Annotated in this window: 14 protein-coding genes; 6 read left to right on the plus strand and 8 right to left on the minus strand. The window is 68.1% G+C overall.

What is annotated here, in order from left to right; all coding sequences use genetic code 11:
• Window positions 1–16: 16 nt before the first annotated feature.
• Window positions 17–421: a pore-forming ESAT-6 family protein gene (locus ABS73_RS04695; protein ID WP_277021378.1), complete on the minus strand. Its 405-nt coding sequence runs from the start codon at window positions 419–421 to the stop codon at window positions 17–19.
• A gap of 326 nt (window positions 422–747) precedes the next feature.
• Between ABS73_RS04695 and ABS73_RS04700 the strand changes: the two genes are divergently transcribed.
• Entirely contained in the window at window positions 748–1359 is a 612-nt protein-coding gene (locus ABS73_RS04700; protein WP_277021381.1) for a hypothetical protein, read from the plus strand.
• Between the two features lie 55 nt (window positions 1360–1414).
• Here ABS73_RS04700 and ABS73_RS04705 read toward each other — a convergent pair whose 3' ends face one another.
• From ABS73_RS04705 to ABS73_RS04735, 7 genes are all read right to left on the minus strand, one after another.
• Window positions 1415–2422, minus strand: a complete 1008-nt coding sequence (locus ABS73_RS04705; RefSeq protein WP_277021383.1) for a YeiH family protein — start codon at window positions 2420–2422, stop codon at window positions 1415–1417.
• 102 nt (window positions 2423–2524) lie between these two features.
• Window positions 2525–3571 (minus strand): TRAP transporter substrate-binding protein, encoded by a 1047-nt coding sequence (locus tag ABS73_RS04710; protein WP_277021386.1) that lies wholly within the window; start codon window positions 3569–3571, stop codon window positions 2525–2527.
• Between the two features lie 20 nt (window positions 3572–3591).
• Window positions 3592–4881, minus strand: a complete 1290-nt coding sequence (locus ABS73_RS04715; RefSeq protein ID WP_277021418.1) for a TRAP transporter large permease — start codon at window positions 4879–4881, stop codon at window positions 3592–3594.
• A complete protein-coding gene (locus ABS73_RS04720) occupies window positions 4881–5474 on the minus strand; it encodes a TRAP transporter small permease (protein WP_277021388.1) in 594 nt (197 codons plus the stop codon). Before ABS73_RS04720 ends, ABS73_RS04715 begins: the two co-directional genes overlap by 1 nt.
• Window positions 5475–5547: 73 nt before the next feature.
• Window positions 5548–6054: a flavin reductase family protein gene (locus ABS73_RS04725; RefSeq protein WP_277021391.1), complete on the minus strand. Its 507-nt coding sequence runs from the start codon at window positions 6052–6054 to the stop codon at window positions 5548–5550.
• Window positions 6051–6941 (minus strand): aldo/keto reductase, encoded by an 891-nt coding sequence (locus ABS73_RS04730; RefSeq protein WP_277021394.1) that lies wholly within the window; start codon window positions 6939–6941, stop codon window positions 6051–6053. The genes ABS73_RS04725 and ABS73_RS04730 overlap by 4 nt, the downstream gene beginning before the upstream one ends.
• A 1-nt stretch (window position 6942) precedes the next feature.
• Window positions 6943–8097: an LLM class flavin-dependent oxidoreductase gene (locus tag ABS73_RS04735; protein WP_277021396.1), complete on the minus strand. Its 1155-nt coding sequence runs from the start codon at window positions 8095–8097 to the stop codon at window positions 6943–6945.
• A 61-nt stretch (window positions 8098–8158) separates the two neighbouring features.
• On the opposite strand from ABS73_RS04735, the gene ABS73_RS04740 reads away from it, so the two are divergent.
• The 5 genes from ABS73_RS04740 (at window position 8159) to ABS73_RS04760 (ending at window position 13198) form a co-directional block, all read left to right on the plus strand.
• Window positions 8159–8902 carry a GntR family transcriptional regulator gene (locus ABS73_RS04740; RefSeq protein ID WP_277021399.1) on the plus strand — a complete coding sequence of 248 codons (744 nt, stop codon included), beginning with the start codon at window positions 8159–8161 and terminating at the stop codon, window positions 8900–8902.
• 10 nt (window positions 8903–8912) lie between these two features.
• A complete protein-coding gene (locus ABS73_RS04745) occupies window positions 8913–10031 on the plus strand; it encodes a Gfo/Idh/MocA family protein (protein ID WP_277021401.1) in 1119 nt (372 codons plus the stop codon).
• Window positions 10032–10118: 87 nt separating this feature from the next.
• A complete protein-coding gene (locus ABS73_RS04750) occupies window positions 10119–11273 on the plus strand; it encodes a cytochrome b/b6 domain-containing protein (RefSeq protein ID WP_277021404.1) in 1155 nt (384 codons plus the stop codon).
• A 107-nt stretch (window positions 11274–11380) separates the two neighbouring features.
• Complete coding sequence (locus ABS73_RS04755) at window positions 11381–11959, plus strand: YceI family protein (RefSeq protein ID WP_277021406.1); 579 nt, start codon at window positions 11381–11383, stop codon at window positions 11957–11959.
• Window positions 11960–12106: 147 nt separating this feature from the next.
• Entirely contained in the window at window positions 12107–13198 is a 1092-nt protein-coding gene (locus tag ABS73_RS04760) for an MlaE family ABC transporter permease (RefSeq protein ID WP_277021409.1), read from the plus strand.
• Window positions 13199–13353: the final 155 nt, after the last annotated feature.

Here is a 13353-nt window from a genome sequence, read left to right on the forward strand (position 1 = left end):
TCCGGCCTGCGCAGCCTCAGCCCGCGGGCAGCGAGGGGGCGATCTCGTTGACCGCGGCCTCGATCTGCTGGCAGGTGGCCTCGACCGTGCTGCCGCGCGCCTCGACCGCCTCGGCCAGGGTCAGCTCGGTGTCGCCCAGGGCCACGGTGCCCTCGGCGCCTTTCAGCTCGGCGGTCTCGCCTGCGGCGGGGTCGCCCTCGGGCAGCAGCGCGACCAGCTGGGCCTGCGCCTCGACGGCCTCGGAGCCGCTGTAGCCCTGATCGTTGCAGTATTGCAGGATGCCTAGCTGATTGCGCGCAGCCTCATAGGTGGCGGCGGGATCGGGTGCGGTGGCCCCCGGGGCGTCGGGGGCTGCTTCCTGTGCCAGGACCGCGGCGGGGGCCAGGCCCAGGGCCAGGGCGATTGCCAGTGTGCGGGTCATGTCATCTCCTTTTGCATCTTTGCGCCCACGCCTTGTCCGCGTGGCGTCGAACCGGACCTAGGCCCTGCATGCCGAAATGGCCCGCCCTTGCAGTGCATCGCCCCCTTGACCGGCGGCGCACCGCCGGAACGCCGCGTTTCGCACCCCCGCCCACCGGCAGGTTCCAGCGCATGCCGCGATCCGCAGACACGTTCCGTTGAGGGTGCCGCCCGGACGGCCGCCGGGTCACGCGGCGGTGATGGCAACGTGATTGAACCGACCCGCCCGTGGCCCGTTGACCATCCAGACAGCGGCATTTGCCGTATATGCAATTCAGGAGAGACGTCATGACGAGCAATCCGATCGCAGCCGTGAAACTGGGCGGCAAGGCCGCCATTCTGGCCACCCTGATGGCGACCGCGTCCTTTGCGCAGACGGCCACGACCGAGGCCCCTGCCGAGATGACCACCATGGACGCCGTCGAATTCCCGGTGCTGACCAGCGTCGAGACGGATCAGGAGGTCATCGACAGCCTGTCTGCCCAGGGCTACGAGAACGTCGTCGTGACGCGCGCCGATGGCACACTGATCGTGACCGGCGAGCGCGGCGGCCTGCCGACCGAGATGATCTTCAGCGACACCGACGGCACGCTGGTTCTGGTCGATGGCGTCGAGCCTGTGACCACTTCACCCGCGCCGGTCGCACCGGCAGCTGGTGCCACGGTCGACCCGGCCACGTCCACCGATGGCGATGAGCCCACCAGCGAGGCGCCGGATTCGACCAACTTCAGCGGTCAGAACCAAGTTCCGCTGGATACCCCGACCGCATCGGTCGAAGGCGATGAGAGCGATCCGGTGTTCGAGACGATCCCGTCCGACGCCGTCCTGCCGACCCCCACCGAGGGCGAGACCGGCATCGACGCCGATGGCGGCGCCGAGACGGATGGCAACGAGGGCTGATCGCGGCCCCGCAGATTGATCAAGGCCGGGCCATGTGCCCGGCCTTTTTTGTGGCTCAGACCAGCCCCACGACCAGCGGCACCCCGATCAGCGCCGCAAGCGCCGCCGTCTGCACCAGCAGCATGACGATGGCCGCCGGGCCGACCTGGGCCAGACGGGCCAGCGCGGTCTTCATGCCGACCGCCGCGACCGCCGCGACCAGCAGCGCGCGTGACAGGACCGAGGCACCGTCCACCACCGTGGCGGGGACCAGATGCGCGGAATTCGCCGCCGCCAGCACCAGAAAGGCCAGCACGAATCCCGGCAGCAGGGGCGGGCGCGCGCCCGTCGCAGGGCTGGTCCGGCGCAGAACCAGCGCCGCGATCAGCACCACGGGCGCCAGCAGGGTGACGCGGATCAGCTTGACCACGGTGGCGATGTCGCCTGTGCCTTCCGACACGGAATAGCCTGCACCCACGACCTGGGCCACGTCATGGATGGTGCCGCCCAGAAATAGCCCGGTCTGATGCGCATCCAACCCCAGCCCGGCGGTCAGCATCGGATAGAGGATCATCGCCACCGTCGACAGGGCGGTCACGGTGATGACGGTGAAGGACAGGTCACGCTCGGACCGCTCTCGCTGCGGCAGCACGGACGATATCGCCATGGCCGCCGATGCGCCGCAGATGGCGACCGATCCGCCGGTCAGCATCGCGAAGGCGCGGTCCTGTCCCACACGCCGTGCCAGCGCGACCGAGCCCAGGATCACCGCTGCGATGGACGCCGCGATCAGCGCGACGAAGGGCCAGCCGATGGCCGCGACCATGTCCAGAGACACCCGCAGACCCAGCAGCGCCACCCCGGCGCGCAGCAGCCCGCGCGCGGCAAAGTCGATGCCGGGACCGGCGCGACCGTCCTCGGCCAGGAAATGCAGCGGCATGCCCAGCAGGATCGCCATCAGCATCACCGGCGCGCCGTAATGCGTGGACAGGAACTGCGCCGCCATGGCGACGGTGACGGCCAGCATGAGGCCGGGTGCCAGAACGCGGATGCGGTCGGGCAGGGACGGAAGGCGGATCGGCATGGGGTAGGGTTCCGGGGATGAGGCCCGCGATCAGGCAGGGCCGGACGTCACGCCCGCGAAGGGGTGGGGATGGGGTGGGGGCCGCGGCCCCCGCCGCCGGTGTCAGCGGATGTCGCGGTCGCGTTCGGCGGCCAGCTCGGTCTCGGCCTGGGCCACGGCCTCGCGGAACTGGGCCAGGATCTCGTCGCCGCCATCCACGCTGGCGGTGAACCAGTCATAGACCGGGGCGGCGGCCTCGGTGAAGGCGGCCTTTTCCTCGGGGGTGGGGACATAGACCTCGCCGCCGGCGGCCGCGAATTCTTCATAGGCCGCGATGGACTTGCGCTTGGGCGAGGCAAAGGTCGCCTGCTGCAGCTGATAGAACCCGTCGACGACGATGCGGCGCATATCCTCTGGCATGGCTGTAAAGCTGTCGTTCGACATCCACCAATAGGCGCCCATATAGGCATGCCCGTCCAGCGTCAGATGGCGCAGGCCCGCCTCGGGGAAGCGCATCGACATGATGTCGGTGATGCCGTTCGCGGTGCCTTCGACCACATTGGTCTGCAGCGAGGTGAACAGCTCGGGCCACGGGATCGGGGTGGGCGATGCGCCCATCGCGCGGGCAAGCTCCTGCGGCAGGTCGGCCACCACGGTGCGCAGCTTGAGGCCCTGCAGGTCGGCGGGGGTCTGCACGCGGCGCTGCGTGTTGGCGAAATTGCGCCAGCCGCCGGTATTGCCGATGGTCATCAGGCGCAGCGTGTCGCCGCTGTCGGCCAGGGCGCGGTCGCGCAGGTCGCGCATGAAATCGCCCGACAGGACGCGTTCGGCCACCCGGTCATCGGCCATGATATAGGGCAGGTCCAGCACCTGGAAATACGGGAACAGCCCCGCCGCCCCGTCCAGCGTCGAGATATAGACGTCGATCGAGCCGTCGGCCACGCCCTGCAGGCATTCCGTCCCGTTCGAGCACAGCTGCGTGCCCATGAAGATCTCGACCGCGATGGCGCCGTTCGAGGCGGCCTCGACGTGGGACTTGAAGACCTGCAGGCCGTCGAAATCCTCGTCGTTCTCGTTCGAATTGGCGACGGCGCGCAGGGTGTATTCCTGCGCCATTGCCGGGGTGGCCAGCGCCAGTGCGGCGGTCAGGGCCAGAGTGGTCTTCAGCATTGTCAGTCCTCCCTTGGTGGTCAGTTCGCGAAACCCGTCAGGCGCGGGATCGTCATGGAAATGGCGGGGAAATAGGTGATCAGGAAGATCACCAGAACCTCGACCGCCAAGAACGGCAGGATGGCGCGGGCGATGGTCATGACCTTTTCGCCCGAGACCGCGGCGGCCACGAACAGCACCAGCCCCATCGGTGGCGTGGCTAGGCCCACGGTCAGGTTCACGCACATGATGATGGCGAAATGCACGCTGTCCACGCCCATGCCGGTAAAGACCGGCCCCAGGATCGGGGCCAGGATGATGATCGCGGGGCCTGCATCCAGGAACATGCCCACGACGAACAGCAGCAGGTTGATCAGCAAGAGCAGCAAGAGCGGGTTCGCCGTCAGGGTCAGGATCCAGTCCGCCATCATCTGCGGGGTCTGTGACAGGGACACGACGGTCTTGAACGACATCGCGGCCCCCACCAGCAGCAGCACCACCGCCGAGGTCAGCGCCGCGCGGCCCAGCACGTCGGGCAGCTCCGAAATGCTCATGGTGCGCAGCACGAACAGGCTGATGATCAGCGCATAGACGGCGGCGACGGCGGCGGCCTCGGTCGGCGTGAAGACGCCGCCCAGGATGCCGCCCAGGATGATGACCGGGGTCATCAGCGGAAAGAAGGCCTTGAGGCTGGCCTGGCCGCGCTGACCCCAGCTTTGGCGCGGGGCGGCGATGGGAAAGTCATAGCGGTCGGCCATGACCTTGACCGCGATCATCAGGCCGACGCCCACCAGGATGCCCGGCACGATTCCCGCCAGGAACAGCGCCGCGACGCTTTCGCCCATCACATAGGCATAGATGATCATGATCCCCGAGGGGGGGATGATCGGCCCGATGACCGAACTGGCCGCGGTGATCGCGGCGGCAAAGCGGCGGGTATAGCCCTGCTTTTCCATCGCCGGGATCAGCATCGAGCCGAGCGCCGAGGTATCGGCCACCGCCGACCCCGACAGGCCCGCGAACAGCATCGATGACAGGATGTTCACATGCGCCAGCCCGCCGCGGAAATGCCCCATCAACGCCTGCGCGAATTCCACCAGGCGCAGCGTGATGCCGCCCCGGTTCATCAATTCGCCCGCCAGCATGAAGAAGGGGATCGCCATCAGCGGAAAGCTGTCGATGCCGTTATAGAGGTTGCGGTACAGCAGCGTCAGGTCACGCTCCTGCCCGTTCAGCCATAACAGGATGCCGGGGGCGGCCAGCATGCCGAAGACCACCGGCAGGCCGATCAGCAGGAACACAAGAAACAGCGGCAGGAACCAGATCAGCATCATTCGGCCCCCCTCAGGGCAGGGTCCAGCCCCTCGATCGGGGGCAGGTCGCGCGTTCCCGCCAGATCGGCCACAGTGCGCAGGATCAGTTCGACATTCACCGCGATCAGCAGGACCAGCCCGGTGGGGATCGACGCCATCATCCAGGACCGCGGCACCCGGTACCAGCTGTCCAGACCCCAGGAGGTGGGGATGAACAGCGACGCACTGGCGAACCGCCCGCCCAGGCCCACGACCTCGCGCCAGCCGATCTGGACGGCGACGATCATCACCAGCAGCGACACCGACAGCAGCATCAGGTTCAGCAGCCGCGCCAGCGTCGCCGGCAGCAGCGTCGGGACAAAGTCGATGGCCACGAACCCGCCGCGCCGGAACGCGGTCGGCGCCATCAGCCCGGTCATCCACAGCATGCAGAACCGCGCGGCCTCGTCCGGCCAGGCCAGCGCGCTGTTCAGGCCGTAGCGCGCGATGACCTGCGCGATGGTGACCGCGACCATCACCCCGATGGCCAGAATCCCCACCGCGCGGCCCGCGCGCAGCAGGCGTTCGTTGATCCAGGACAGCGGCCGGATCAGGCCCCTCAGCAGGCTCATCGGATGGTTCCTCCCCCCAATTCTAGGGCGCGGCCAATCCTCCCCCGGATGGGCCGCGCCTTGTGTCGTGCCCTCAGCCGCGCGCGATTCCCGCGATCTGGCCGCCGAAGAAGGCCAGCGGTTCGCCTTCGGTGATCTGAGCGCGCAGGACGCGCCCGACGACGATCATGTGATCGCCCGCCTCGTGCATGGCGAACAGGCCGCAATCGAACCGCGCCAGGCAGCGGTCCAGGACCGGCACGCCTTCGGGGTTCGCGGTCAGCCCGGCCTCGTCCAGGGCGTTGCGGTTGCGCGCCACGGTCCAGGCCAGGTCGGCCTGGTCGGCGGCCAGCACATGGACCGCGAAATGCGCGGCCTTTGCGAACATCGGAAACCGGGAACTGGCGCGAGCGGGCGCCCACATCACCAGCGGCGGGTCCATCGAGATCGACGAAAAGCTGTTTGCCGTCATCGCCGCGCCGCCATCATCGCTGGCTGCGGTGACCACGGTGACGCCGGTGGCAAAGCGGCCAAAGGCGTCGCGCAGCAGCCGCCCGTTCTGCGCATCGGGGACGAAACTGTGCGGGATCGGACGCGTCATGGCACCTCTTGCCCAAGGGCTGCTTGGTAAAGGCGGAACCACTGCACGCGGTCCAGCCCGACCGTTCCGGCATCCGCGATCCGCGCGATCCGCGCAAGCGAATTGGTGCCCAGGACCGGCATGATGGTCGCCGGGTGACGCAACAGGAACGCAACCGCCACCGCCGCCCGGTCCACGCCGAATTCGGCGGCCAGGGCGTCCAGTTCGGCCGCCACCGGGCCGTGGCCGGTCATCAGGCTGCCGCCGCCCAAGGGCGACCAGGCCATGACCGGGTCGCGGCGGCGCTGATGGAAGGCCAGATCGCCATTGGTGAAGGACGCGGGCGCCGCCAGCGAGATCTCGATCTGGTTGGTGGCCAGTTTGGTCTGCATCGACGCCTGCAGCAGTTCGACGTCCCAAGGGCGGAAATTCGACACGCCCACCGCGCGGACCTTGCCCGACGCGACCAGCGCGTCCAGCGCCGCGCCCGTGTCATCGGGGTCCATCAGCGGATCGGGGCGGTGGATCAGCAGCAGGTCGATCCGGTCGGTGCCCATGTCGCGCAGCGAGTTGTCCACCGACGCGCGGATGTGGTCCCCGGACGTGTCGTAATGCTTGCAGGCGGTGTCGGCGTATTTGCCGATCGGTGCGATGATGTCGCATTTCGTGACGATCTCGATCCGGTCGCGCAGGCCGGGGCTGGCGCGCAGGGCGGCGCCCATGATGCCTTCGGCGGTATAGGCGCCATAGATGTCGGCCTGGTCCATCGTGGTGATGCCCTGGTCCAGGCAGGCCTCGATCTTGGCCTGGACATGGGCGGGGCTGGTATCGGCGTCGTCGCCGATCCGCCACATGCCATAGACCAGCCGCGACAGCGATACGTCGTTGTTCAGCGTCACACGGTTCATCTCAGCGCCTTTCGCCTGTGCCCAGGGGCGTTGCGGGGGTGGTGTCGGGCACGCGGCCCTGAACACGGTTCAACTGGCAGGTGGTCATCTGCGGCAGGACGCGGCTGCCGAAGTGGCACGCCTCGTCCTTGTGGGGATAGCCCGACAGGATGAAGGCGCGGATGCCCATGCGGCGCAGCTCTTCCAGCTTGGTCAGGACCTGGTCGGTCGATCCGACGATGGCCGCGCCGCAGCCCGACCGCGCCCGGCCCACGCCGGTCCAGAGGTTCGGCTCGATATAGCCCTCCAGATCGGCCAGCTCGCGGTTGCGGGCCTGGCGGCTGACGCCGAGCGATCCCGCATCCAGCGCGCGTTCGCGGATCGCGCGGCCCTGTTCGTCATCCAGCTGGCTGACCAGATCGCGGGCGTATTCGCGCGCCTCGGCCTCGGTGTCGCGGACGATGACATGGGCGCGGAACCCGTAATCCAGCGTGCGGCCGTATTTCTGGGCGGCGGCATGGGCGGCGCGCATCCGGTCGGCGATGTCCTCGGTCTTTTCGGGCCACATCAGATAGACATCGCAATGCTGGCCGCACAGGTCCAGCGCATCGGGGGAATAGCCGCCGAAATACAGCATCGGGCCACCCGACTGATAGGGGCGCACCGGATCGGTGGTCAGGCCGCTGAAATCATAGACCTGACCCTGATAGTTGATTTCGTCCTGTGTCCAGGCCTGTTTCAGGATCTCGACCACCTCGCGCGACCGCTGATAGCGGAAGGGGCTGGGCTCCTGCTGGCCGGGAAAGTCGCTGGAGATGATGTTGACCGTCAGGCGGCCCTCCAGCATGTGATCCAGTGTGGCGATGGTTCGGGCCAGCATGATCGGCTGCATCTCTCCGCAGCGGACGGCGGCCAGCAGGTTGATGCGGTCGGTGATCGGCGCGCAGCCCGCGACGAAGGACAGCGTGTCCTGGCCGACCTGATAGCTGGACGGGCACAGGATATTGCCGAATCCCTGCTGTTCCGCCGTGCGCACGATGTCCGAACAATGCGCCCAGCTCGATCGCAGCGACCCGTCCGGCACGCCCAGATGGCGGTAATCGTCGGAGCACAGCGCCGAGAACCAGGCGACCTCGACGGCGTCCAGATCGGCTGAGGTGACGGGAACGACGGTCATGGTTTCCTCCCGGGATGACGTCCGATTTCCCTTTGCTTAGCCCTGTCCTTGATGTAAATCAATGGTGCATCAATTTAGGGGGCATCTTTTGGCGCAGGGGGGGCAACATCGGTCGGACGCGCTTCCGATCCACCTGCAGATCACCGAGATGATGATCCGCGACATCGCCGCCGGTCGCCTGATCGACGGCCAGAAGCTGCCCCCAGAACGCCAGATGGCCGAGGCCCATGCGACCACCGTGCGCACCCTGCGCAAGGCCCTGGCCGAGCTGGAGGTCCAGGGCCTGCTGGAGCGGCGGCAGGGTTCGGGGAATTACATCCGTGCGGGCGCGCCCACGCGGGCGGTCTATTCCATGTTCCGGCTGGAGCATGCGCAGGGCGGCGGCGGCCTGCCCCGCGCGCGGCTGCTGTCGGTCGATCTGCTGCCCAAGGACGCGGATCAGCCCGCCTATGGCAGTTCGGATCACGGGACGCGGTTCCGCCGGCTGCGGTTTCTGGACGACACGCCCATCGCGGTCGAGGAGATCTGGCTGGACGCGGGCGCCGGAGAGATCCCGTCCGCGATGGTCCAGGATTCGCTGTATCTGACCTATAAACGCGCGCTGAAGCTGTGGATCACCCGGGCCGAGGATCGCGTGGGCCTGGGCACCGTCCCCAACTGGGCGCCCCCCGAATTCGCCCCGCCCCCCGGCGCGACCGCCGCCTTTATCCAGCGCCTGTCTTGGGCGCAGGGGGCGCAGGCGGTCGAATATTCCCGCACCTGGTACGACACCGACCGGGCGCTGTACGTCCAGCGCCTTATCTGAGGAGAGCTCGATGACCCTGCAACCGCCCCCCCTGCGCAGCCGCACCATCACCTATGGCGTGATCGGCTGCGGGATGATGGGTCAGGAACACCTGCGCAACATCGCCCTGCTGCCCGGCACCGCGGTCGGCGCGATCTTTGAACCCGATGCCGCGATGCGCGCCCGCACCGCAGCCCTGGTCCCCGATGCGCAATTCGTGGACAGCATCGACGCGCTGCTGGCCCAGCCCGACCTGGACTGTCTGCTGATCGCCAGCCCGAATCACCGCCATGTCGAGCAGCTGCAGGCCGCCGCCGCCCGCCGCCCCCTGCCGGTGCTGGTGGAAAAGCCGCTGTTCACCGATCCGCGTGATCTGGCCGCGGTCCAGGCGCTGGCCGCCGATTACCCCGCGCCGGTCTGGGTGGCGATGGAATACCGCTATATGCCGCCCGTCGCGCGCCTGCTGGAGATGGCCCAAGCGGCCACCGGCGGCATCCGTATGTTCTCGATCCGAGAGCACCGCTTTCCGTTCCTGTCCAAGGTCGGCAACTGGAACCGCTTCAACGACCAGACGGGCGGCACCTTCGTCGAGAAATGCTGCCATTTCTTTGACCTGATGCGGCTGGCGATTGTGTCGGACCCGGTGCGCATCATGGCCACCGGCGGGCAGGCCGTGAACCATCTGGACGAATCCCATGACGACCGGGTGCCCGACATCTTTGATCACGGCTATGTCGCGGTGGAGTTCGCCAACGGCACCCGCGCCATGCTGGAGCTGTGCATGTTCGCCGAAGGCGCCCGCTGGCAGGAGGAGATCAGCGCCGTGGGCCCCCTGGGCAAGATCGAGGCCTTTGTCCCCGGCCCGACCCGGTTCTGGCCCGAGCATCTGGGCGCGCCGCCGGTGGCGCAGGTGGTCGTGTCGCCGCGCGACCCCAAGGGGCCGCAGGTCCATGAGATCCCGGTCGATTCGACCCTGCTGGAGGCAGGCGACCACAACGGCTCGACCTTCTATCAGCATCAGCGGTTCCTGGAACTGGTGCGCGGCCAGCGCGCGGCGCCCGAGGTGACGGTCCTGGACGGCATCTGGGCCGTGCGCATGGGACTGGCCGCCCAGACCGCCATGACCGAAGGGCGCGTCGTCGACCTGTGACGGCCCGCACAACCGATGTGCGGCGGGGACAGTGCCCCCGCCGCGCGATCTGCGCTATGGCTGGGGAAACCGAACCAAGGGTCCCCCATGCGCCACAACACCGCCCGCAGCTATGGCAGCGTCGCCCGCAGCCTGCATTGGCTGACCGCCCTGATCATCCTGTCCAACATCGCCCTGGGTCTGTGGGCCGAACGCATCCCGCTGGACCAGATGGCGCTCAAGGTGCAGGTCTTTTCCCTGCACAAGACGCTGGGCATCGCGGCGCTGGTCGTGGCGCTGGCGCGGATCGGCTGGGCGCTGACCCAGACCCGCCCCGCCCCCGTCCATCCCGAACGCCGCCTTGAGACGCTGCTGGCCGAGGCGGTGCACTGGACCCTCTATGGCGCGATGGTGCTGGTCCCGGTGACCGGCTGGATCGAACATGCCGCGTCCGAGGGCTATGCCCCGATCCTGTGGCCGCTGGGGCAGGGGCTGCCGCTGGTGCCGAAATCGCCCGCGCTGGCGATGACCATGGCGCAGGTGCATCACGTCTTTGCCTTTCTGCTGATCGGGTCGGTGGTCCTGCATGTGGCGGGCGCGGTTAAGCACGCCGTGATCGACCGTGACGGCGTCCTGGGCCGCATGACGCGGGGCCTGCCCGCGGGCGATGGCATCGTGGCGCGGCACCTGATGCCCGCGCTGGTTGCGCTGGCGGTGTTCGGGGCGGGGGCGGCCTATGCGCTGGCCACCCGGCCCATGGACGCGGCCCCTGGTGCTGCGCTGGAACAGGCGGCCTCGGACTGGCAGGTCCAGGACGGGACGCTGGGGTTCGCCGTGCGCCAGATGGGGTCGACCGTTACCGGGCAGTTTTCCGACTGGACGGCGGCGATCACCTTTGACCCGGACAGCGGGGTAGGGGCGGTGACCGTGACCATCAACATGGACAGCGTGACCATCGGCACCGTCACCGACCAGGCCAAGGGCGCCGAATTTTTCGACGTCACAGCCCACCCCACCGCCGTTTTCGAGGGCATCATCCGCCCCGAGGGCGACGGCTATGTCGCCGAAGGCCCGCTCAGCCTGCGCGGCCAGCAGATGCCCGTCACGCTGCCCTTTGCCCTGACCATCACCGACGGGCTGGCCCAGATGCAGGGTCAGGCGGTCATGGATCGCCGCGATTGGCAGGTGGGGGCGGGCTATGCCGATGAATCGACGGTGGGGTTCCAGGTGGATCTGACCGTGGCCCTGACCGCCCGGCGCTGACGACCCCACGCAGATGTGCGCAGGCTGACAGGGCCTGTTCGCGCATCGCTAGTTGCCCCGCACCCCCCTTTGCAAGGATGGTGCCCCCATAACGAACGGAGATTTCGATGCTGAAAACGACCGCCCTGACCGCCGCCCTGACCCTTGTCGCCGGTGCCGCCCTGGCCGAGCCGGTGGCCTATGACCTGGACACCTCGCACAGCCAGATCGTGTTCAACTATGACCACCTGGGCTTTTCGACCACCTACGGGATGTTCGGCGACATCACCGGCGTGATCACCTTCGACGCCGAGGACCCTGCCGCCTCCTCGGTCGAGGCCACGTTCCCCGTCGCCTCGCTGATGACCGGCTTTGCTGGCCGTGACGAGCATTTCCTGTCGGGCGACTTCTTCGGCTCGGAGGCCGCCGCCCCCGAGGTCACCTTCGTGTCCACGGGCATCGAGGTCACCGGCGACACCACCGCGCTGATCACCGGCGACCTGACGCTGAACGGCGTCACGCAGTCGGTCGTGCTGGACACCACGCTGAACCAGCAGGGCACCCACCCGATGGAAAACAAGCCGTGGCTGGGCTTCAACGCCACCACGACCCTGGTGCGCAGCGACTATGGCCTGGGCATGTTCGCCCCCGCCGTGTCGGACGAGGTCGAGGTGATCATCTCGGTCGAGGCCATGCCGCAGGAGTGATCCCGCGCAGGGACGACCATCAGGCCCGCGACATCGTCGCGGGCCTTTTGCATGACGCGATGCGGTTTGCGCGAACCATGCGGTTTGAATTGACTTTTCGGCCCCGCACGCGCACTGACGGCTGAACGAAAGCGAGTGCAAGCGGCCATGACCACCGGCGATGCGTCCCTTTCCGGCCTTTCCGTCACCCCGTCCGACAACGGCGTGATGCTGTCCGGCGATCTGGTCGTGTGGACGCTTGGCGCGCTGGCCCCGGTTCCCCCATCGTCGCGGATCGACCTGTCCGGCCTGTCGCGGCTGGACACGGCGGGGGCCTGGGATCTGGTGGCGCGCCGCGCGGCGGGGGCCGATCTGGTCGGGCTGTCCGCGGGCCATGCGGGGTTGCTGGACACCGTGGCCGACGCCCTGCCCACGCGCAAGGCCGACCCTGCGCCTGACCCCCGCTTGCGGCGGCTGCTGGTCGCGACCGGCGCGCGGGTGGTGGGCGCGCTGCGCTATCTGGCGCAGCTGGCCGAATATCTGGGCCGCGTGCTGGCCGCCCTGGCCCGCGGCCTCCGCAGGCCAGGGCGTTTTCCGATGACGTCGCTGGTCCATCACGCGCAGCAGACCGGCCTGCGCGCCGTGCCCATCGTCGCGGTGATGTCCTTTCTGATCGGGGTGGTGCTGGCCTATCAGGGGTCCGACCAGCTGCGCCAGTTCGGGGCCGAGGTCTTTGTCGTGGACCTGATCGCCATTTCCATCCTGCGCGAACTGGGCATCCTGCTGACCGCCATCGTGGTGGCGGGGCGCACGGCATCGGCGCTGACGGCGTCGATCGGGTCGATGAAGATGCGCCAGGAAATCGACGCGATGCGCACCCTGGGGCTGGACCCTGACATGGTGCTGATCCTGCCGCGCGTGCTGGCGCTGGTGGTGATGCTGCCCATCCTGGGGCTGATCTCGGCGCTGTCGGGGCTGATCGGGGGCGCGGTGATGTCCTGGGTCGAGCTGGGGATATCGCCCGCCGTGTTCCTGGCGCGGCTGGCCGATATCAGCGTGACCCATGCCATCGTCGGGCTGCTCAAGGCGCCGGTCTTCGCGCTGATCATCGGGGTGATCGGCTGTCACGCGGGCATGCAGGTCGGCAAGGACGCGGAATCATTGGGGCGGATGACCTCCTCCGCGGTGGTCAGCGCGATCTTTGCGGTGATCATCGCGGACGCGGCCTTTTCCATCTTTTTCGCGCAGGTCGGGCTGTGAGCGGGGACCCCGTGATCCGCGTCCGGGGCCTGCGCACGGCATTCGGGTCGCATGTGGTTCCTTGACAACGGTTCGATCTGTCAACCTAAAACACTATATTTCCTGGACTACCTCATCAGGTCGATAATATGGCTCTCTGGACATCGAGAGGCGCC

Origin of the sequence: Paracoccus sp. SCN 68-21 (assembly GCF_001724535.1) — a bacterium.
GTDB lineage: Bacteria > Pseudomonadota > Alphaproteobacteria > Rhodobacterales > Rhodobacteraceae > Paracoccus > Paracoccus hibiscisoli.

What these genes read in the sequence shown, in the direction of transcription:
- ABS73_RS04695 (WP_277021378.1), bottom strand. Translation starts at nt 421, where the DNA reads ATGACCCGCACACTGGCAATCGCCCTGGCCCTGGGCCTGGCCCCCGCC.
- ABS73_RS04700 (WP_277021381.1), top strand. Translation starts at nt 748, where the DNA reads ATGACGAGCAATCCGATCGCAGCCGTGAAACTGGGCGGCAAGGCCGCC.
- ABS73_RS04705 (WP_277021383.1), bottom strand. Translation starts at nt 2,422, where the DNA reads ATGCCGATCCGCCTTCCGTCCCTGCCCGACCGCATCCGCGTTCTGGCA.
- ABS73_RS04710 (WP_277021386.1), bottom strand. Translation starts at nt 3,571, where the DNA reads ATGCTGAAGACCACTCTGGCCCTGACCGCCGCACTGGCGCTGGCCACC.
- ABS73_RS04715 (WP_277021418.1), bottom strand. Translation starts at nt 4,881, where the DNA reads ATGCTGATCTGGTTCCTGCCGCTGTTTCTTGTGTTCCTGCTGATCGGC.
- ABS73_RS04720 (WP_277021388.1), bottom strand. Translation starts at nt 5,474, where the DNA reads ATGAGCCTGCTGAGGGGCCTGATCCGGCCGCTGTCCTGGATCAACGAA.
- ABS73_RS04725 (WP_277021391.1), bottom strand. Translation starts at nt 6,054, where the DNA reads ATGACGCGTCCGATCCCGCACAGTTTCGTCCCCGATGCGCAGAACGGG.
- ABS73_RS04730 (WP_277021394.1), bottom strand. Translation starts at nt 6,941, where the DNA reads ATGAACCGTGTGACGCTGAACAACGACGTATCGCTGTCGCGGCTGGTC.
- ABS73_RS04735 (WP_277021396.1), bottom strand. Translation starts at nt 8,097, where the DNA reads ATGACCGTCGTTCCCGTCACCTCAGCCGATCTGGACGCCGTCGAGGTC.
- ABS73_RS04740 (WP_277021399.1), top strand. Translation starts at nt 8,159, where the DNA reads ATGGTGCATCAATTTAGGGGGCATCTTTTGGCGCAGGGGGGGCAACAT.
- ABS73_RS04745 (WP_277021401.1), top strand. Translation starts at nt 8,913, where the DNA reads ATGACCCTGCAACCGCCCCCCCTGCGCAGCCGCACCATCACCTATGGC.
- ABS73_RS04750 (WP_277021404.1), top strand. Translation starts at nt 10,119, where the DNA reads ATGCGCCACAACACCGCCCGCAGCTATGGCAGCGTCGCCCGCAGCCTG.
- ABS73_RS04755 (WP_277021406.1), top strand. Translation starts at nt 11,381, where the DNA reads ATGCTGAAAACGACCGCCCTGACCGCCGCCCTGACCCTTGTCGCCGGT.
- ABS73_RS04760 (WP_277021409.1), top strand. Translation starts at nt 12,107, where the DNA reads ATGACCACCGGCGATGCGTCCCTTTCCGGCCTTTCCGTCACCCCGTCC.